Origin of the sequence: Methylibium sp. Root1272, assembly GCF_001425905.1 — a bacterium.
In the GTDB taxonomy this organism is placed as follows: domain Bacteria; phylum Pseudomonadota; class Gammaproteobacteria; order Burkholderiales; family Burkholderiaceae_C; genus Methylibium.
Genome location: NZ_LMDY01000014.1, coordinates 227,682 through 245,325 on the forward strand (window position 1 = coordinate 227,682; position 17,644 = coordinate 245,325).

Consider the following 17,644-nt stretch of genomic DNA (forward strand, 5'->3'; position numbering starts at 1 on the left):
GAAATTTGCTGGGGAGAGCGATTGAAAAGTGCTCTGACTGGGCTGAGGCGCTACTTAGTTAGCCAGTCTCCGTAGGCGTTGACATCGATCATCGGCACAGTACCGCTGAATTGGAGCATCGATATCAACTTAAATAGAAACGCCGTCGCAGGCTTGCCTTCCTTGGTGAATTCGTACTTGGCCTGCGTCGCGTCCCACACAAAGTGTCCGTGAGCGGCCACGCAGCCGAGATTGAGCCTGTCTTCATCCGCTCCACCATCTTCGAGGGCTTTCCAGAGCGGATCGCCGCAGCACGGCGTCCAGTCGCTCTCGAAGGTCAAGATTCCACCGAGGATCGGAATCAACGGCTTTGGCGGATACGTGCCTCCTGCATGCGGAATCGGTAGGCTCGTGCGATGCAGCCTTCGCACCGAGGCAACCTTTTTGCGCGCATACGACACATAGTTGGCGTTGATCGTCTGCTTGGCTTCGAAGATCGCGTAGACGCTTTCGGCCGGCACAATCGTCTCGCCCTGGTAGTGAAAGATGAAGGGTGAATACTGCCGGTCGTAGACCACGACATCGATCTGGTCGCTGAAGGCCCCCTTGCTGTCCACCACGTATGCCTTGTCGGCACGGTATCGCTTAGGCAAGTAGGTCTTCAGCAGTTCCAGCCAGACCGCTTCGCTCGCATCCCCTTTCGCGTCAGGATGCCCGAAGGACTTCCTGGTGGTTTGCAGGCGATGCTGGATGTCGTCATGCAGACTTGCCAGGAGCACCGGCAGGGACCATACGCTCATAGCTTCTTCTCCTCGAACGGCGGCGTCGGCTGCACTTGCACAGCGATCTCGAGCGCGCGAGCAGCCGTTACGCTTCTTGACGGGTACGCATCAAGAACGATTGCGGGCAGTAGGCGCTGCGTCAAATCGGAGAACGTGAAGCCGTAGTGGCGCTTCCCCTTTCCGGTCGCCGCAACGAGTTCATCAATCTGCTTCGTGCTGAGTCCGAGCGCATGAAGTGCACCATTAAGGACCACACGACGCTGTTCGTCATTCGGCCGCTCGAACGCGAGGATCTCGGCAGCTCGTCGCTTGACGGCTGGGTCGAGTGCGTTCAAGCGGTTGGTGCACATGATTACGGCCGCTGGAAGCTGTCCGTTTGCAAGGCGGTCGATGCCGCGAATGAAAGCGTTCACGCCCGCACGGTCTTCGTGATGCATCTGCGCCGATTCGCGTGACTGGGCGAGCGCGTCGGCTTCATCGACGAGGAGGATGACGGCCCCTCGCGCGCGGGCCGTAGTCCCCTTGAGCTTTGTCGCTGCCTCGACCGTGTAGTCAAAAGCCGACGACAAGAGCTGCGTCATTTCCCCGACACGTCCCTGGCCACGACTCGACAAGCTCAGCGGAAACAGCGTGATCTCGATCTTCTCTTGCCGGGCGACGGCATCGCCGATCGTCTCGGCAAGCTCGGTTTTTCCTGAGCCCACGTCACCCGCCAGCACGACGAGCGGCGGACGACGCAGCACGTGCTTCAGGAGACCCTTCGCGTCAGGATGATGCTTCTGCGCCCAGGCTTCGAGGCCGGCGGGATTCACCAGCAGGCCGAGGATCTTGCTCAGCCGCTCTTTGTGATCGTCAAGGCCGACCAATCGTGCAAGTCGCTCCTGCGGCTCGAAATCCGGGAACGTCAGGCGACGCTCGAACAACTCGTCAAGTGCGGGTTTCGTCTGCATCAGTAGGCCCTCACGCTGGCACGGCCGAGGGCACGACCGCCGGCCGAGTAGGTTTTGTCATCGACCAGATAGCCGTTCACGGTCGGCTGCGCCATGCCTGTGCGGTAGTACGGCATCCGGCGCTTGAATGCATCCTTTTCGCCCTCGGACAGCGCGTCCCATGCCGCCGAGTAGGTCAGATAGTTGTGGAAGGTCGCTCCCGAAATATCGCGGGCCGGCAAAACGCGCCCAGGGTCGTCGTCATTGGCGGCCATGCCGGCGAGGTCGCGGGCTGTGTAGCGCAGGGTCGGCTCGATCCACTGGCCGTTGCGCAGGAACCCAATCGTCAGCGTGCCGAGAAATCCGGCCCTCAACAGCTCCGTGACCTCGGTCTCGTAGCTGACGATATCGCTATCGTCGGGACGGCCGTAGAAGCGCTGCATGCGCTTGAGGTCGGCCGTGACCTTCGCCGCCATATGACGAGCATGCGTGACGGTGATAGTCGTCGATTCGGTGATCGTGAAACTAGACATCGTGCTTTCTCTCTTATCCTTGGAAAGACGGGCCGAAGACCTTCTGCCAGTAGTAAACGGTCTCCTGTTTGGTCGGCGCCGAGAGCGCCGCGTCGATGGCATCCCCGGCGTCGATTGCGGCCTCATAAATCGCCGAGGCGTTTGCGTCTGTGTAGAGACTGCTGACGTTGTTCACGGCATTCACCGGATCGATGATCTGCACGCGCTGACTGAAGTTGCTGACCGACGAAGCCGGGTAGTTGTCGGTGAAGAAAATCCTCTCCCGCAGGTCGGTGCGCGCCAGGTAGGTGAAGAAGTGCTGCAGCGACTCCGGGTAGTCCGCGAAAGACTGCCCCTGATCGGCGAGTTTGGCGAGGATCAGTTCGATCATGAACGACTTGAACCTGAAGGCCTCGTCGGCCTTCAGGCGTGCGGCCCAAAACTTCACCAGCCGGACTACCTGAGAAAAATGGTCGGGCTGCGCGCGCTTTCGCTTGCGGATGAACTCCAGGTGCTGCGAGATGTTGGTCTTGAGGAACGAGCCGTCGTCCTGGCTAACGAGGTTCCCGAACCAATTGGGGTCACCGTCGTAGAGGATCGGTACGACATCGACATCTAGGCCGGTGCCCCGGAACGAGACGGTGACGCTATAGGTCTGCGGTTTGACCTGATCTGGCGAAAAATTCGGAAACGCCTTGCGGAGCCTCTCAGCCAGATATTCCAGCAGAGCAGAGACCTCGTGCGGGGCGGCTGCGCCGCTGATGTAGCAGGCTACGTCTATATCGTTGAGGGACCGCAGGGCGGTACCCTTGGCCAGGCTGCCAGCGAGAAGCATCTTCTTCAGGGTGAAATCGGGGTGCTCGCCCAAGTAGGTTTCCAGGCGATCGCGGAGTCGCTTGGCCTGCGCACGGAATTCATCCGCCTTGACCTTGGGCAGGTTGACCCTGTCCTGGGCGAAACGGGCGATCTCGGTGTGATTGACATGTTCTCGACTCATCGAATCCTTCCCGTGTTTGACATCGATGTTGACGCTGGGCTGGCGGCGGCGAAGCCGTGAGAAAGCGCACGCTCTCCGTGAAGACCCTATGATACACAATATTAACTTATAAGTTAAGCTAACTGCCCATGATTCTCGTGGAGGTGCATGAGGGACTGTTCGCGGAGACGTTCCGGATCACCGCCCCAATTGGGGGCGGCGGCTGGCGCCTCCTCACGCTTTGTGATGGTGACTTGCCCGAAGGCGCGGACACCCTCGAGGTGCTGGTGGAGGTATGCCCGCTGTTGCGAGAGGTAGGCGAACTTGCCGGAACGGACCATTTCCAACACTTTCATCTGCTGCTTCAGGATGTGCTGCGCAGAGCACCGATGGGCCTCGCATGGGACCAGGTCTTCGACGACAAGCACCTCCATGAGGTCGGCGATGTCGTCGTAACACGGACGACTGGAAAGGTCGAGCGATGGAAGGTCTTTCAGTTCGAAAAGCAGCGAACCCTGGTCCGGGTACTGTGGTCATATGGGAGCGGAAGAAGGACGCTGTTGCTAACCCACATGTTCGTCAAGCCCGGCGGACGCAAGAAGACTCCGCGAAGTGAAATCGAACGAGCTCGAAAGACTCTGGAAACGTACCTGGCAGCGGTGGACGCTGGACAGGCCAAATTGATTACTGAACAAGGAGGTCGCGATGGATTCGTCAAACTGGCCCACTGAGCGCAAGGTGAAGGCTGGGAAGGGCTACGCCGCTGCGCTCAAAGAGCTTTTTGTGGATCCTGCCTACAGAGCCCGTAGGCGGAAGGCAGCTGTCGCTGCAAATCTTGCGCTAATGATTGCTCAGAGTGATAAGACAAGGACCGCGGTCTCCAGTGCGGCAGGAATGAAGCTCGCTCAACTCAGCCGGCAGCTTTCCGGCGAGGTGAACCTCACCCTCGATACCGTAGGGAGAATTTGCGACGCAGTCGGGTGGGATTTTGATGTGCTGTTCCGACCCGTTGATCAAACGGAAGCGTCTCAACCCTGGCAACGCTCGCCTATCAACCGAGCTACCGTGCTCGAACTGGTTCGTTCGAGGCGGAATTCGGTCGGCGAAGCGGAACGCCACAAGCTAGTTTGTGAACAGGACGAATCGCTGGCTGCGGATCGGAACTCGGACGATCTGCGGCTGGCCGCCGCCTAGCTGACTCTGAAGAGCTCACCATGCAATTGAGCAGGCTACGGCTGGAACACTACAACCTAATGAAGCTGCACTTGGAGCCAGTGGTGGAAGCGGAATCGGTTGCTCTCGGCTCTTATGCCGACTTCGAGAAGGCAGACTTCTCATCTTCCATCGAATTCGGGCCCGTTTCTGTCCCAGATGGAGAAGATCACTATTCGGTCACGCTAACGCTGAACGCGGGGCCGGAAGAGGGTCAGACCAACTTTCCTTATCGGCTCGAGATTCAACTCATCGGGATATTCGACGGCAAGGATCTTCCTGTGGAGCGTCGCAAACCTTTGGTTGCTGTGAACGGAGCTTCGATGCTTTATGGGATCGCGCGCGAGATGCTGCTCGGTCTGACCTTCCGAAGTGTAGGTGGCCCAGTGATGCTTCCAACAGTTGAGTTCAGCGAGTTTGGCCGGGAGATGGAGGAAAAGGCGCAGGCCGAAGGCTCGGTAGAACTTGAACCACGGAAGGCAGCCTCTCATAGCGAACGGGCGCCAAAGAAAGAAAAGCCGCAGTAGCGTCGGGTAACCGCCAGAGATCAGCCTTGCTCCACCTAGACAGAAGACCTTTGGGCTTCGTCAGGACGTCGTTGGTTATCGCGGCGAGACCATTCCCAACAAGCGCATTGGGGAGGAAGTGCCCGATGTGGATTCAGTGCGTCGGTGACCGGTTGGGCGTCACTTGCAGCGCTCAGCAGTCTGAAGCTGCCATTCGTGCCGCTTGGCCCGCGGAAGCCAGAGGCCGCTGCCGAGCCGCCACACCATCGACGAAGCGGCCGAAGGCATCGAGCAGCGGCGCGGCGTCGAAGGACGGGCCCTCCAGCATCGCCAGCGCCTGCACGGTGGCTTCCAGCGTCGAGACCTGGTCGGCCCGCCGCGCCGCGCGGATGGCGCGGTACTGCGTGGGCGCCGGTGCCTCCAGAGACAGCCGCGGCAGCGCAGCCAGGGCCGGATGCTCCAGAAGCATCCGCAGGCTCTTGCGCCACGTCGCGTCGATGACCACCAGCCGCAGCGGCGCGCCCGCCGTCGTTGCCGGGGCCGGCGGCGCGGGCGCGGCAGGCACGTCCGGGTAGAGCAGCCGCGTCTCCCGTCCGGGGCGGTGCAGCAGGGCCTGCAGCGCCGCAGGCGCGAAGCGCTCGCCGACGACCACCTCGCAGTGCGCCAGAGACAGGCGCAGCAGCGCCACGCTGTTCTTCGCCTGGCGCTGTTCCTGCGGGTGCTGCAGCACCAGCACCTCGGTGTGGTGGGCGGTCGGCCGCGCCAGCGCGCACAGGCAGGTGGCCTGCGGGCGCAGGCAGCGCGCGCAAGTCGCGCGGCGGAGAGTGGGTGGTGGAGCAACAACGTTCACGCGGGCATGGTGGCATGCCTGTGCGCGCGATGCGTCCTGGTCGGCACCGCCTCTGTCAGACACGCGGTTGCTCGCTGTCGCTCCCGATGTCGCCGAACATCCATCCCTGCACGCGTTGTTACAGCGCCCCACCCGAGCGTTTGTCGAAATTGAGTAGCTTCCACCGTCGTACCACCATCAACGACAACAACAACTCGGAGAGCCGCATGAAGAAAACCTGCCTGACCGCAACGGCGCTGCTGCTGGCGGCCGTGGCCGCCAGCGCCGCACCCACCGCCTACGCGATCGACCCGACGCACACCTTCCCGAGCTTCGAGGCCGACCACATGGGCATCTCGGTGTGGCGTGGCAAGCTCAACAAGAGCAGCGGCAAGGTGCTGTACGACAAGGCCGCCGGCACCGGCACCGTCGAGATCGTGACCGAGCTGGCCAGCATCGACTTCGGCATGGACGCGCTGGCCACCTGGGCGCGCGGCAAGGACTTCTTCGACGTGAAGAAGCACCCTCGCGCGGTCTTCAAGGGCACGCTGCAGTCGCCGGTCGACGGCGTGCCGACGCAGCTCGTGGGCGAGCTGACGCTGCACGGCGTGACGCGCCCGCTGACGCTGGCGGTCCACTCGCTGAAGTGCACGCAGCACCCGATGCTCAAGCGCGACTACTGCGGCGCCGACGCCGGCGGCAGCTTCAACCGCGAAGACTTCGGCCTGAGCGCGGGCAAGGACTATGGTTTCAAGATGAACGTCGACCTGCGCATCCAGGTCGAAGCCATCGCGCAGCCCTGATGCAGACAACAGCGCTACTTCGTTCCGAACAGGAGACCGCCATGCTCAGCAAGAACACCATCTGCCTCTGGTACGACGGCACCGCCGAGGAGGCTGCACGCTTCTACGCCGCCACCTTCCCGGACAGCGCGGTCGGCCCCATCCTGCGCGCGCCGACCGACTACCCCTCGGGCAAGCAGGGCGACGTGCTGACGGTCCAGTTCACCGTGCTGGGCATCCCCTGCCTGGGCCTCAACGGCGGGCCGACGTTCAAGCACAGCGAGGCCTTCTCGTTCCAGGTGGCCACCGATGATCAGGCCGAGACCGACCGCCTGTGGAACGCGATCATCAGCCACGGTGGCCAGGCCAGCGAGTGCGGCTGGTGCAAGGACAAGTGGGGCCTGTCGTGGCAGATCACGCCGCGCGCGCTCACGGACGCGATCACCGATCCCGATCCGCAGGCCGCTGCGCGGGCCTTCGAGGCGATGATGACGATGGGCAAGATCGACATTGCGGCGATCGAGGCGGCGCGGCGGGGCTGAGCGGGTTCGCGGTATGCGGCCCCTCACCCCTGCCCTCTCCCCGTGGGCGGGGAGAGGGAGTCAGAGGGTCGGCGCGAGGCCGACCCAGTGGTTGTCTAGGCGCAGCGCGGTGGGCTCCAGCCTGCGACGGTCGCGGCCGGGTGCGGCGTTCAGTGGTATCGCCTCGGTCTGGCCGGCGGCCCAGCACACACCGTCCACGACGGCCAGCGCGCAGGCGTTCGGCAGCGGGGCCACACCGCGCGCGCGGCCGTCGGGCGCGTACAGCGCCACGCCGTTCACGCGCGGGCAGCTCACGGCCCAGCCGTCGGCGGTGGCGGCGATGTCGCCGCCATAGCCGGCCAGGCTCGACAGACCCGCGAGGCCCGCCGAATCCGACGCGCCCGCCGGGGCGCCATCGAAGGTCCGCAACCGCTCGCCGTCGAACAGCGCCAGCACCGGCGCGGCCTGCTTCGCGGCCGGGTCGTCGTGCTCGGCCTGCATCGCGATGCCGAGCACGCGCCGGGCGCGCGCGCCGGCCACCGGCGCGTCGCGCCAGGCCATGTGGCGCAGGCTGAGCCGGCGGTCGTCCAGGCGCCATTGGCCGCGCAGCTCGCCGCTACGCGCGTCCAGCCGCACCAGAGAAGAATCCATGCTGTCGAGGTTCAGCTTCTGCCGGCCGGTCTCGGGGCGCGTGGGGACGCCGCCGTTGGCGACCCACAGCGAAGGCCCGGCGCTCGCCGTTGTGCCGTTGTCATCGGCGTCGTCCCACAGCAGCTCGTGCGCGTCGATGCCGTGCGTGGGCCACTCGTCCAGCTTCTCCAGCGAGCGGGCGTCGCGCACGCCGATCCACGCAGCGCCGGTCTCGAGGTCGGTCTCGGTGGTGTAGAGGCGCGTGCCGCCGGCATCGGCGATCACGTGGCCGTTGAAGGCGCGGCCGGGCTCCGCCCACTGCCACTGCGGCGCCCGCCGGCCGTCGGGGTACCAGCGCACGAGCCAGTCGCCGGGGCGGCGGGCCACGGCGAGCACGCTCGTCGCGCCACCACCACCACCCGCCTCGGCCCACAGGCCGTGAGCACGCGTGGGCACGGCCAGCCGGCCCTGCACGCGCAGCGCCGACGCGCCCTGCGCCACCACCACGCCGATCTCGGCGCCGGCCTCGCCGTCCCAGGCCGCAGCCCAGGCCGGCCGTGCGGCAGCACCGGCAGCGAGCGCGGGCCCGCGCGGCAGCGCCCCGGCCAGGCCGGCCAGCGCGGTGACGGCGGCGGCCTGCAGCGCGCGCCGGCGGTCGGGTCGAAGCGGCGGCATGAGGGCCATCGTTCGTTCAGTCGCCGTCGGCGTCCGAGAAGCCCAGGCTCACCTCGAGCGCCGGCGCCACGTCGGCCTCGGCCACGCGCTTCAGCGCGGCCAGCGCCTTGGCGGCCTCCAGCACGGTGGGCGGCCGGCGCACGTCGATGCGCTGCATGCGCGCGTCCACCTGGCGGGCGGCGGCCACCAGGCGGTCGGCCTCAGTGTTGCGGCCCTTGCTCCGCAGCCAGGTCTCCAGCGGCACCAGGCCCTGCCCCGCGAGCGGCGCTTCGCCGCCGGCGAACACGCCCAGGCCGCGCAAGGCCTCCCACTGCGCGCGCCAGCTCGCCACGCTGCTGCCGCTGGGGGCGCGCGGCCAGTCGGGCGCGCGGCCCCCGGCGGCGCGCAGCGGCTTCTCCATCTGCGCCCAGCGCAGGCGCTCGATGCCGCCGACCCACTGGTTCACGAACTCGGCGCTGCCGGCGACCACGCCGGCCTCGTCGACCTCGCCGTCGGCATCGCTGCCGGCGGCCGCCTTCGCCTGCGCGGCGAAGGCCTGCTGCAGCGCCTGTGCCTCTCGGCGGATGTCGCGCGCCACCTCCACCGCGTAGCGGCAGGCCGGCGTGTCCGGCGCCACCGGCCGGGTCCACAGCAGCCACTCCAGCGCCGGCAGGCCCTTGGCCGGCGTGCCGACGCGCTCCATCGCCGCGGCGTCGGCCGGTGCGGCGCGCACCGCCTTTTCAATCAATGCCGGGCGCGTGGGCGCGAAATCGATCTGCCGCAGCGAGCGCCGCTCGACCAGCGGCCCGACGGCCACCGTCGAGAGCCGCTCCCAGGCCAGCGTGCTGCGGCGCCATTGCTCGCGCGCGGCGTTCAGTTCGCGCCCTCCCTTCCCGCCACGGCACAGCGCCTCCACGGCGTCCGGCAGTGCCTGCGCCTCGGCGGCGAAGGCCGCGGCCCGCGGTGCGGTCCAGTGCGCGTTCAGGCCCTGCAGCACGGCCGTGGGGCCGTAGACCGGCACGGCCACGCGCGCCCAGTCGCTCTGCGCTGCGGCGGGCGGGGCCGTCCCCGCTGTCCACAGTGCGGCCAGCAGCACCGCCGCGGCGGTGCGCGACGTGGATCGGATCGACAACGACGGCAGCATCACAACGACTCCACGAACTTGACCAGCGCCTCGCGCTCGGCGCGGCTCATCTTCAGCACCTGCCGGCGGCTGGCCTCGGCCTCGCCGCCGTGCCACAGCACCGCCTCCAGCACGCCGCGCGCGCGGCCGTCGTGCAGCAGGCGCGTGTGGCTGTTGACGTCCTTGAACAGGCCGATGCCCCACAGCGGCGGTGTTTTCCACTGCCGGCCGCTGGCGCCGAAGTCGGGCCGGCCGTCGGCGAGGCCTTCGCCCATGTCGTGCAGCAGCAGGTCGGTGTAGGGCCAGATGCGCTGGCCCTGCAGCACCGGGCTGCTCAACCGCGGGAACGGCGGCGCGCCCGTCACGTAGCTCGGCCGGTGGCATTGCGCGCACTGCGCCTGCGCGAACAGCCGCTGGCCGCGCAGCACCTGCGCATCGCGCGGCGCGCGGCGCGCCGGCGGTGCGAGCACGGCCTGGTAGAACACCACGTCCTCGAGCGTCTTGTCGTCGATCTCGGGCGCCTCGCCCTTCACGCCGCGCGGCGCAGCGGCGCAGTCGGCCTGGGCCGGCGTGCAGGTCTCGCTGCGGAACCAGCGCGAGGTGATGCCGATGTCGCCGTGGAAGGCGCCGGCGGTCTGGTGCGCGATCGTCGCGACGTTGGCCTTCCAGCCGAAGCGGCCCAGCATCGCGCGTTCCGCATAGGCGTCCCACACGCGGTTCGGCACGCCCTTGATCGCGGCGTCGAGCGGGCCTGCGAGGGCCGCCTGCTCGGCCGCGTTGCGCAGGATCTCGGCCTCCGGAATCGCCTCGAGCAGGCCCACGCCGATGAGTTGCGGCGCGATGCGCGGGCCCACCAGGACGTCGGCACGCATCGGCCCGTAGGCGAGGCCGCGGAAGCTGTAGATCGGCTCCTGCAGCACGTAGCGCGTGCCGTCGTCGAAGCGCCCCGGACGCGGCCGATGGCCGATGACGACCTCGCCCTCGGGCTGCACGCCCTGCACGGCGGCGTTGTTGAACTGGTCGCCGTAGACCGGCTCCGGCACCACGCCCTGCCGGGGCTCGGGCGTGCCGGGCACCGACAGGCGCAGCAGCAGCGCGACCGCCGGGTCCGGCACGGCCGACGCCCCCGGCTTGCGTGGCGAAGGCGGCTCGCCGCGCCCGTCGAGCACGTGGCAGCCGCCGCAGGAGCGGGCGATGAAATGCGGCCCGAGGCCGTCGCGCACGCCGGTCGACGCCGGGGCCTCGACCCAGTTGCGCTTGAAGAAGGAGTTGCCGATGACGAAGCGCGTGTGCTCGTCGTCGCCCAGGTTGGCGGCCGGGAACGAGAACGCCTGCCGGCCGTTCGCGTAGACCGTGGTGGCGCCGCCGGTCTTCTCGCCCAACGGGTCGTCGTCGGACGGCGCGGCGGCGCCCACCACGCCCGCGACCACCGCCGCCGCCACGCCGGCCACGCCCAGCAGCGCCGTGGCGGCGCGGCCGGCCGCGCGCCCGCGCAGGCTCACGGCTGCACCAGCGTCAGCTTGGTGATGCCCACGGCATTGGCCGCCGCAACCAGCTCCTTGCTCTGCTGCGTGAGGCTGTCGATGGTCTTCTGGATGCGCTGGCGGCCCGGGGCGTCCTTGCCGCCGACGATCTCGCGGTCGAACGGCGGCTGGATGGCCTCGGCCGCGGCCAAGGAGGCCGAGATGGTCTGCGTGGTGCGGTCCGCCAGCGCGGCGTCCTTGGCGGCCACCAGGTCGCGCAACGACGCGCCCTGCACCGCGCTGCCGTCGGCGCGCTTGTAGCTGCCCTGCCAGACGTTCTGGATGCCCTTGGCATTGGTCACCGCGTCGCGGTGGGTGTTGTCCGAGAAACAGGAGTGCTCGTCCTCCTGGTCCTGGCTGTTGAGCGCCACCTCCAGCCGCTCGCCGGCCAGTTCACCGCGCGACAGCGAGCCCAGGCCCACCAGGATCTTGCGCACCGATTCCTTGCCGCCCTGCTGGAAGCGCGCGCGGTAGTTGTTCTTGCTCCCGGGCACCCAGGCGCGCGTCAGCGTGGCGAGGTCGTCCACCAGCAGGTCCGTCACCACGCTCAGGTACTGCCGGCGGCGGTCGGCGTTGCCCGACTTGCCGTCGACGAAGTCCTCGAAGCTGCGGTTGCCCGGGCCGCTCTCCGACAGGTCCTGGCCCCACAGCAGGAACTCGATCGCATGCCAGCCGGTGGCGATGTTCTCCTCGCCGCCGCGCTCGTTCTGCGCGGCGAGGTTCTTCTTGCTGATGACGAACTTGCGGTTGCCGATCAGGCCGCTCGACGGCTTGCCCTGCACGCCGTCGACGTAGGACTCGTCCATCGGCCAGGCATTGATCCGGCCCTCGGGGCCCTTGTCGTCGTCGATCGGGCCGCCGTAGAAGCGGAACGCCTCGGTCTGGCCGTAGACCTCGCGCGCCGCCAGCCACGCACGGCGCGCGGCGGTCAGCGTGTCGGCGGACGGCACGGCCACGAAGGCCTCGATGGTCTGCTGCATCGTGCGCGCGGACTGCAGCGCGTCGTCGTAGTTCGCATGCACGAGCGTGGCGTACTGGGTGGCCACGTCGGCGTAGCTCACGACGGCCGCGGCGGGCGCCGTCTGCGCCGAAGCGATGCCGTTCGATGCGATCGCGAGCAAGGCGACCAGAAGCAGGCTGGGTTTCATCCGAAGCGTCCTCGGGTATAGAACAAATAAGAATTATTCGTATTCTATGGGTCCACGCGCCGCCCTTGCGGCATAGACCTCGGCCCGCGTCGGTCATCGCGCATCGGGTTTTGGGAACCCCGAAAGGACACACGCCGCACGGCCTCGTCAGGCGGTGCGGCGTGGTGGCGCCGGGGTGACCGGGGACCGTCTCAGAGCAGCGGCACGCCCGTCTTGGCCTGCACTTCCTCGTGCGTCACGCCGGCCGCCAGCTCCACGAGCTTCAGGCCCTGCGGCGTCACGTCCATCACGGCCAGGTCGGTGATGATGCGGTTCACCACGCCCACGCCGGTGAGCGGCAGCGTGCACTTGGGCAGCAGCTTCATGTCGATGCTGCCGTCCTTCTTTTTCGCCACGTGCTCCATCAGCACGATGACGCGGCCCACGCCGGCCACCAGGTCCATCGCGCCGCCCATGCCCTTGACCATCTTGCCGGGGATCATCCAGTTGGCCAGGTCGCCGTGCTCGCTGACCTGCATGGCGCCCAGGATGCTGAGGTTGATCTTGCCGCCGCGGATCATCGCGAAGCTGTCGTGCGAGCCGAAGATCGACGAGCCGGCGATCGTGGTCACGGTCTGCTTGCCGGCGTTGATGATGTCGGCGTCGACCTCGTCCTCGTTCGGGAACGGCCCGATGCCGAGCATGCCGTTCTCGCTCTGCAGCCACACCTCGATCGTCGGATCGACGAAATTGGCCACCAGCGTGGGCAGGCCGATGCCGAGGTTCACGTAGTAACCGTCCTGCAGTTCCTTGGCGGCGCGTGCCGCCATCTGGTCGTGTGTCCAGGCCATGGTCAGACTCCCGCCTTCTCGGTGATGGTGCGCTTCTCGATGCGCTTTTCCGGCGTCGCGTTGAGCACGATGCGGTGCACGTAGATGCCCGGCAGGTGCACGGCGTCGGGGTCGAAGCGGCCGGTCTCGACGATCTCCTCCACCTCCACGATCGTGATCTTGCCGGCCATCGCGACGGCCGGATTGAAGTTGCGCGCGGTGCGGCGGAACAGCAGGTTGCCGCTCTTGTCGGCCTTCCAGGCCTTGACCAGCGACACCTCGGGCAGCAGCGAACGCTCCATCACGTAGACGGCGCCGTCGAACTCGCGCGTTTCCTTGCCTTCGGCCACCATCGTGCCGACGCCGGTCTTGGTATAGAAGGCCGGGATGCCCGCCCCGCCGGCGCGCAGCTTCTCGGCCAGCGTGCCCTGCGGCGTGAACTCCAGCTCCAGCTCGCCGGCCAGGAACTGGCGCTCGAACTCCTTGTTCTCGCCCACGTAGCTGGAGATCATCTTCTTGATCTGCCGCGTGTCGAGCAGCTTGCCGAGGCCGAAGCCGTCGACGCCCGCGTTGTTGGAGATCACCGTCAGGTCCTTCGCGCCGCTGTCGCGCAGCGCGTCGATCAGGGCCTCGGGGATGCCGCACAGGCCGAAGCCCCCGACGGCCAGCAACTGGCCGTCCTTGACGACGCCGTCGAGCGCGGCCTTCGCGCTCGGGTAGACCTTGTTCATGCAGTTCGCTCCATCGGCCGGTGATACCAGCACGCAGCGTACTACGTATCCGCATACGTACAATCGCCTAAGCAATGACTAGCGCTCCGGCCTCGATCGACCACCGCGGCGCCTTCGATCTGGCGCCGGTCGGGCTGGTGATCTCCAGCCACCGCAAGATCGTCGACTGCAACCAGGTGGTGGCCGAGATCTTCCGCACGCCGCGCGAGGCGCTGGTCGGCCAGTCGTTCGAGGTGCTGTACCCCAGCCACGACGAGTTCGAGCGCACCGGCGCGCGCATCCTGCTCAAGCTCGACCGCCACGGCCGCTATGCCGACGACCGCATCATGAAGCGCGAGCCCGGCAACCCGCGCGGCGAGCTGTTCTGGTGCCATGTGATGGGGCGGGCGCTGAACCGCGACACGCCGCACGAGGCCGGCATCTGGAGCTTCGAGGACCTGTCGTCGCAGCGCCCTCTCACGCCGGCCGGCCGCGCCGGGCTCACCGCGCGCGAACGCGAGGTCGCCGCGCTGCTGATCGAGGGCCAGACCAGCAAGCAGATCGGCAAGGTGCTGGGCGTGAGCCACCGCACCGTCGACATCTACCGCGCCCGCCTGCTGCGCAAGTACGGCGCCGGCAGCACGCCGGAGCTGGTGAACAAGCTGGTGCGCGGCTGATCTGAGCCGACCCGGCGCCGACACGCGCCGGTCATGCCAGCGTCACGACACCGCAACCTGCGCGTCATCCAATCGGCGGGCCGGCAGGTGCCGGCGCCCGCGTGCGCTCCGTGCCCTCAGGCTTCCACGTCCTCATCGCCGCGCAGTTCGTCTCGGGCCTCGCCGACAACGCGCTGCTGATCGTCACGATCGCCCGCCTCGACGAGCTCGGCGCGCCGCTGTGGTGGGCCCCGCTGCTCAAGCTCGGCTTCACCCTCGCCTACGTGCTGCTCGCGCCCTTCGTCGGCGCGCTGGCCGACGCCTGGCCGAAGGCGCACGTCATGTTCGTCAGCAACGGGCTCAAGGCGGCCGCGTGCGCGCTGCTCGTGGCGGGCGGCGACCCGCTGCTGGCCTTCACGCTGGCGGGCATCGGCGCTGCCGCCTACTCGCCGGCCAAGTACGGGCTGGTCACCGAGCTGCTGCCGCCGGCCCGGCTGGTGGCGGCCAATGGCTGGATCGAGGTGTGCACCGTCGGGGCCATCCTGCTCGGCACCGCGCTGGGCGGCCTGTTGGTCAGCCCGTCGGCACAGACCGCGTCCGCGTGGATGCCGCCGCTGGCCGATGCCCTGCTGGCCGGCGACGCCGGCGGCACCCGGCTGCTGCCGGCACTGCTGACGGTGCTGGCGCTGTTCGCGCTGGCCGGGGTGCTGAACCTGTGCATCCCCGACAGCGGCGCGCGCTACCCGCGGGTGGCGCCGGGCCGGCTGCTGCACCAGTTCGCCGACGACAACCGCCGGCTGTGGGGCGATCCGGCCGGCCGCGTCTCGCTGGCGGTGACCACGCTGTTCTGGGGCGTCGGCGCGACGCTGCAGTTCGTGGTGCTGCGCTGGGCCGAGCACTCGCTGGGGCTGGACCTGCACGAGGCCGCGGGGCTGCAGATCGCGACCGCGCTCGGCCTGATCGCCGGGGCCGTGGCGGCCGGCCGCTGGCTGAGCCTGCCGAACGCCACGCGGGTGCTGCCGCTCGGCATCGCGATGGGCCTGCTGGTGCCTTGGATGACCGTCATCGAGCACCCGCTCGCGGCCGCGCCGCTGCTGGCCACGGTGGGGGCCTGCGCCGGCTTCTTCGTCGTGCCGATGAACGCGCTGCTGCAGCACCGTGGCCACACGCTGCTGAGCGCCGGCCGTTCGATCGCGGTGCAGAACTTCAACGAGAACCTGGGCGTGCTGGCCTTGCTGGCGCTCTATGCCGCGCTCACCGCGGCCGGCCTGCCGCTGCCGCTGCTGATCTGGGGCCTGGGCGGCGTGGTCGTGCTGACGATGGCCTCGATCGCCGCGCTGCACCGCCGCCAGACGCGCCAGGGGGCCCACGGCCCACCGCTTGCCAACGCAACCCCGGAGAACGCATGAAGCTGATGATCGTCACCGATGCCTGGGAGCCGCAGGTCAACGGCGTGGTGCGCACGCTGAAGATGACGCGCCGCGAACTGCAGAAGCTCGGGCACGAGGTAGAGCTGCTGTCGCCGCAGGGCTTTCGCAGCGTGCCCTGCCCCAGCTACCCGGAGATCGAGCTGGCGCTGGCCACGCGGGCCGGGGTGGCGCGACGCATCGACGCCTTCGCGCCCGATTGCCTGCACATCGCCACCGAGGGCCCGCTGGGCTGGCTGGCCCGGTCGGTGGCCCGCTCGCGCGGATGGCCCTTCACCACGGCGTACCACAGCCGTTTTCCCGAATACGTCCACGCGCGCACTCGGTTGCCCACGGCCTGGAGCTATGCGCTGCTGCGGCGCTTTCACAACGCCGGGCTGGGCACGCTGACGCCCACGCCGGCCATCGTGGACGATCTGCGCGCCCGCGGCTTCCTGCACGCACGCTGGTGGTCGCGCGGCGTCGACCTGGGCCTGTTCAGCGCCGAGGGCGCGCGGCTGCCCCGCCCCGAGCACCCGGTGTTCCTCTACGTCGGCCGCATCGCGGTCGAGAAGCAGGTCGACGCCTTCCTGAAGCTCGACCTGCCTGGCGAGAAATGGATCGCCGGCGAAGGCCCGTCGCGCGCCCGCCTGGAGGCGCGCTATCCGGGCGTGCGCTGGTTCGGCGTGCTCGACGGCCCGGCGCTGGCCACGCTCTACCGCAGCGCCGACGTGATGGTCTTCCCGAGCGTCACCGACACCTTCGGGCTGGTGATGGCCGAGTCGATGGCCTGCGGCACACCGGTGGCCGCCTTCCCGGTGCCCGGCCCGATCGACGTGGTAGGCCGCTCCGGCGGCGGCGTGCTGCACACCGACCTGCGCGAGGCCTGCCTGCGCGCGCTGCAGCTGCCGCGCGACGCGGTGCGCCGCCACGGCGAGCAGTATTCGTGGGAGCGCGCGACGCAGCAGTTCCTGGCCGCGCTGCGGCCGATCGACGGCCACCGTGCATCGGAAGAGACGCTCAGCGCGGCGGCGCGTTCGTCGAACGCTGGCGTCCGAGATCCTGCATGAAGCCCTCGAGGGCCATCTCGTCGCGCGATCCGACCGGCGCCATCTCCAGCCGCATCGCGCTGGCGCCGAGCGGCTGGTCGCGCGTGCAGACCATCTGCTGCAGCAGCCCGCCGTAACGCTCGGGCCGCCCCTGCTCGCGCAGGTAGGCGTTCTGGACGCGGTAGGCGGTGCGTTCGGAGGCGAGCGTCTCCTCGCAGTCGGCCTGGTACTGCGAGGCCTTGCGCCGGTACTCCAGCACGTGCACGAACTCGTGCACGATGAAGGAGCTGTCGTGGCCGTTGCGCGGATCGAGCTCGTCGCTGATCAGGATGCGGCTGCGCGTGTTGTCGAAGATGGCGATCATGTCGGCACAGGTCTGCGGCTGCACCGGGCAGACCTGCGAGCGGATCACCGAGGCCGGCAGTTGCTGGATGGACGGCAGGTCCTCGAGCGGCACCGGGTCATAGCCCGAAAGGCGCGCGGCGGCGGCCAGCAGATAGCTCAAGAGCGCCGCATCGAGCATTGCCGTCCTCCAAGCCAAGGGCGCGACCGTCCGCGCACGGAAGCATCTTTGCCGAAGTCGGGTGGCCCTGTTGGCGGTGGGGGTCGGTGTGGCGTTCTGCCGCTTGCCTCTAGTGAGAGTTGCTGAACAGGGCGTCGGGTGAACGACTCCGCTCGTGTCCCCCGGCGTCGGCCTCGCGGCCGACCCCTCCTCCTTTACCTCGCTGCGCCATTCACCCGACGCCCTGTTCGCACGAACCACCGGGACGCGCGAAGGTCTTCCGCTCCTGGCACACCGCGGTGTATCGAAGCGCCGTGACGGGCCGCTGTGTGGAGCGAAGTAAAGGAGGAGCGGTCGGCCCGCAGGGCTGGCCGCGGGGGACATGAGCGCAACACAGCGGACTGGC

General features: G+C 68.2%; 20 protein-coding genes. 8 read left to right on the forward strand and 12 right to left on the reverse strand.

Annotation, left to right across the window (positions count from 1 at the left end; genetic code table 11):
* Nucleotides 1-50 precede the first annotated feature (50 nt).
* The 4 genes from ASC67_RS13560 to ASC67_RS13575 are packed head-to-tail and all read right to left on the reverse strand — an operon-like array spanning nt 51 to nt 3,199.
* Nucleotides 51-779 carry a DUF6602 domain-containing protein gene (locus ASC67_RS13560; protein ID WP_056321645.1) on the reverse strand — a complete coding sequence of 243 codons (729 nt, stop codon included), beginning with the start codon at nt 777-779 and terminating at the stop codon, nt 51-53.
* Entirely contained in the window at nt 776-1,711 is a 936-nt protein-coding gene (locus tag ASC67_RS13565; protein WP_056321649.1) for an ATP-binding protein, read from the reverse strand. Before ASC67_RS13565 ends, ASC67_RS13560 begins: the two co-directional genes overlap by 4 nt.
* Nucleotides 1,711-2,223, reverse strand: coding sequence for a hypothetical protein (locus ASC67_RS13570; protein ID WP_056321653.1), 513 nt, complete (start codon nt 2,221-2,223; stop codon nt 1,711-1,713). Before ASC67_RS13570 ends, ASC67_RS13565 begins: the two co-directional genes overlap by 1 nt.
* Nucleotides 2,224-2,236: 13 nt before the next feature.
* Nucleotides 2,237-3,199 carry a CBASS oligonucleotide cyclase gene (locus tag ASC67_RS13575; protein WP_056321656.1) on the reverse strand — a complete coding sequence of 321 codons (963 nt, stop codon included), beginning with the start codon at nt 3,197-3,199 and terminating at the stop codon, nt 2,237-2,239.
* A gap of 128 nt (nt 3,200-3,327) precedes the next feature.
* Between ASC67_RS13575 and ASC67_RS20645 the strand changes: the two genes are divergently transcribed.
* From ASC67_RS20645 to ASC67_RS20320, 3 genes are read left to right on the forward strand one after another with little or no spacing between them, the layout of a single operon-like run.
* Nucleotides 3,328-3,909, forward strand: a complete 582-nt coding sequence (locus ASC67_RS20645) for a type II toxin-antitoxin system RelE/ParE family toxin (RefSeq protein WP_156466770.1) — start codon at nt 3,328-3,330, stop codon at nt 3,907-3,909.
* Nucleotides 3,884-4,372 (forward strand): helix-turn-helix transcriptional regulator, encoded by a 489-nt coding sequence (locus ASC67_RS20650; protein ID WP_156466771.1) that lies wholly within the window; start codon nt 3,884-3,886, stop codon nt 4,370-4,372. Before ASC67_RS20645 ends, ASC67_RS20650 begins: the two co-directional genes overlap by 26 nt.
* Before the next feature lie 59 nt (nt 4,373-4,431).
* On the forward strand, nt 4,432-4,917 hold the full coding sequence (locus tag ASC67_RS20320; RefSeq protein ID WP_235566327.1) for a protein-export chaperone SecB: 486 nt from the start codon (nt 4,432-4,434) through the stop codon (nt 4,915-4,917).
* A gap of 172 nt (nt 4,918-5,089) precedes the next feature.
* Here the strand turns inward: ASC67_RS20320 and ASC67_RS13585 are convergent, their stop codons facing one another.
* Nucleotides 5,090-5,746 (reverse strand): tRNA-uridine aminocarboxypropyltransferase, encoded by a 657-nt coding sequence (locus ASC67_RS13585; protein ID WP_056321663.1) that lies wholly within the window; start codon nt 5,744-5,746, stop codon nt 5,090-5,092.
* A gap of 206 nt (nt 5,747-5,952) precedes the next feature.
* Between ASC67_RS13585 and ASC67_RS13590 the strand changes: the two genes are divergently transcribed.
* Both ASC67_RS13590 and ASC67_RS13595 read left to right on the forward strand, forming a co-directional pair.
* Nucleotides 5,953-6,528, forward strand: a complete 576-nt coding sequence (locus tag ASC67_RS13590) for a YceI family protein (RefSeq protein WP_056321668.1) — start codon at nt 5,953-5,955, stop codon at nt 6,526-6,528.
* 41 nt (nt 6,529-6,569) lie between these two features.
* A complete protein-coding gene (locus ASC67_RS13595) occupies nt 6,570-7,049 on the forward strand; it encodes a VOC family protein (protein WP_056321674.1) in 480 nt (159 codons plus the stop codon).
* 60 nt (nt 7,050-7,109) lie between these two features.
* Here ASC67_RS13595 and ASC67_RS13600 read toward each other — a convergent pair whose 3' ends face one another.
* The 6 genes from ASC67_RS13600 to ASC67_RS13625 all read right to left on the reverse strand — a co-directional run bounded on the left by ASC67_RS13600 (nt 7,110) and on the right by ASC67_RS13625 (nt 13,646).
* Nucleotides 7,110-8,333 (reverse strand): DUF1513 domain-containing protein, encoded by a 1,224-nt coding sequence (locus ASC67_RS13600; RefSeq protein ID WP_164481721.1) that lies wholly within the window; start codon nt 8,331-8,333, stop codon nt 7,110-7,112.
* Between the two features lie 16 nt (nt 8,334-8,349).
* Nucleotides 8,350-9,456 (reverse strand): imelysin family protein, encoded by a 1,107-nt coding sequence (locus ASC67_RS13605; protein WP_056321683.1) that lies wholly within the window; start codon nt 9,454-9,456, stop codon nt 8,350-8,352.
* A complete protein-coding gene (locus ASC67_RS13610) occupies nt 9,456-10,937 on the reverse strand; it encodes a di-heme oxidoredictase family protein (protein ID WP_056321687.1) in 1,482 nt (493 codons plus the stop codon). Before ASC67_RS13610 ends, ASC67_RS13605 begins: the two co-directional genes overlap by 1 nt.
* Nucleotides 10,934-12,106 (reverse strand): imelysin family protein, encoded by a 1,173-nt coding sequence (locus ASC67_RS13615; protein ID WP_056321690.1) that lies wholly within the window; start codon nt 12,104-12,106, stop codon nt 10,934-10,936. The genes ASC67_RS13610 and ASC67_RS13615 overlap by 4 nt, the downstream gene beginning before the upstream one ends.
* A gap of 191 nt (nt 12,107-12,297) precedes the next feature.
* The gene (locus tag ASC67_RS13620; RefSeq protein WP_056321694.1) at nt 12,298-12,936 is read right to left on the reverse strand and encodes a 3-oxoacid CoA-transferase subunit B; all 639 of its coding nucleotides are present in this window, start codon (nt 12,934-12,936) and stop codon (nt 12,298-12,300) included.
* Nucleotides 12,937-12,938: 2 nt separating this feature from the next.
* The gene (locus ASC67_RS13625) at nt 12,939-13,646 is read right to left on the reverse strand and encodes a CoA transferase subunit A (protein WP_056321697.1); all 708 of its coding nucleotides are present in this window, start codon (nt 13,644-13,646) and stop codon (nt 12,939-12,941) included.
* A gap of 74 nt (nt 13,647-13,720) precedes the next feature.
* On the opposite strand from ASC67_RS13625, the gene ASC67_RS13630 reads away from it, so the two are divergent.
* The 3 genes from ASC67_RS13630 to ASC67_RS13640 all read left to right on the forward strand — a co-directional run bounded on the left by ASC67_RS13630 (nt 13,721) and on the right by ASC67_RS13640 (nt 16,757).
* Entirely contained in the window at nt 13,721-14,302 is a 582-nt protein-coding gene (locus ASC67_RS13630; RefSeq protein ID WP_056321701.1) for a PAS and helix-turn-helix domain-containing protein, read from the forward strand.
* Nucleotides 14,303-14,412: 110 nt separating this feature from the next.
* Nucleotides 14,413-15,690: a lysophospholipid transporter LplT gene (gene lplT, locus ASC67_RS13635; RefSeq protein ID WP_082536032.1), complete on the forward strand. Its 1,278-nt coding sequence runs from the start codon at nt 14,413-14,415 to the stop codon at nt 15,688-15,690.
* Nucleotides 15,687-16,757, forward strand: a complete 1,071-nt coding sequence (locus ASC67_RS13640) for a glycosyltransferase family 1 protein (RefSeq protein ID WP_056321710.1) — start codon at nt 15,687-15,689, stop codon at nt 16,755-16,757. Before lplT ends, ASC67_RS13640 begins: the two co-directional genes overlap by 4 nt.
* Here the strand turns inward: ASC67_RS13640 and ASC67_RS13645 are convergent.
* Nucleotides 16,708-17,259: a hypothetical protein gene (locus ASC67_RS13645; protein ID WP_056321713.1), complete on the reverse strand. Its 552-nt coding sequence runs from the start codon at nt 17,257-17,259 to the stop codon at nt 16,708-16,710. The two genes, ASC67_RS13640 and ASC67_RS13645, sit on opposite strands and share 50 nt — an antisense overlap.
* Nucleotides 17,260-17,644: the final 385 nt, after the last annotated feature.

Coding starts and splice junctions, on each gene's coding strand:
- ASC67_RS13565 (WP_056321649.1), bottom strand. CDS start 1,711: ATGCAGACGAAACCCGCACTTGACGAGTTGTTCGAGCGTCGCCTGACG.
- ASC67_RS20320 (WP_235566327.1), top strand. CDS start 4,432: ATGAAGCTGCACTTGGAGCCAGTGGTGGAAGCGGAATCGGTTGCTCTC.
- ASC67_RS13640 (WP_056321710.1), top strand. CDS start 15,687: ATGAAGCTGATGATCGTCACCGATGCCTGGGAGCCGCAGGTCAACGGC.
- ASC67_RS13575 (WP_056321656.1), bottom strand. CDS start 3,199: ATGAGTCGAGAACATGTCAATCACACCGAGATCGCCCGTTTCGCCCAG.
- ASC67_RS20650 (WP_156466771.1), top strand. CDS start 3,884: ATGGATTCGTCAAACTGGCCCACTGAGCGCAAGGTGAAGGCTGGGAAG.
- ASC67_RS13605 (WP_056321683.1), bottom strand. CDS start 9,456: ATGCTGCCGTCGTTGTCGATCCGATCCACGTCGCGCACCGCCGCGGCG.
- ASC67_RS13620 (WP_056321694.1), bottom strand. CDS start 12,936: ATGGCCTGGACACACGACCAGATGGCGGCACGCGCCGCCAAGGAACTG.
- ASC67_RS13645 (WP_056321713.1), bottom strand. CDS start 17,259: ATGCTCGATGCGGCGCTCTTGAGCTATCTGCTGGCCGCCGCCGCGCGC.
- ASC67_RS13595 (WP_056321674.1), top strand. CDS start 6,570: ATGCTCAGCAAGAACACCATCTGCCTCTGGTACGACGGCACCGCCGAG.
- ASC67_RS20645 (WP_156466770.1), top strand. CDS start 3,328: ATGATTCTCGTGGAGGTGCATGAGGGACTGTTCGCGGAGACGTTCCGG.
- ASC67_RS13625 (WP_056321697.1), bottom strand. CDS start 13,646: ATGAACAAGGTCTACCCGAGCGCGAAGGCCGCGCTCGACGGCGTCGTC.
- ASC67_RS13560 (WP_056321645.1), bottom strand. CDS start 779: ATGAGCGTATGGTCCCTGCCGGTGCTCCTGGCAAGTCTGCATGACGAC.
- ASC67_RS13615 (WP_056321690.1), bottom strand. CDS start 12,106: ATGAAACCCAGCCTGCTTCTGGTCGCCTTGCTCGCGATCGCATCGAAC.
- ASC67_RS13630 (WP_056321701.1), top strand. CDS start 13,721: ATGACTAGCGCTCCGGCCTCGATCGACCACCGCGGCGCCTTCGATCTG.
- ASC67_RS13570 (WP_056321653.1), bottom strand. CDS start 2,223: ATGTCTAGTTTCACGATCACCGAATCGACGACTATCACCGTCACGCAT.
- ASC67_RS13600 (WP_164481721.1), bottom strand. CDS start 8,333: ATGCCGCCGCTTCGACCCGACCGCCGGCGCGCGCTGCAGGCCGCCGCC.
- ASC67_RS13590 (WP_056321668.1), top strand. CDS start 5,953: ATGAAGAAAACCTGCCTGACCGCAACGGCGCTGCTGCTGGCGGCCGTG.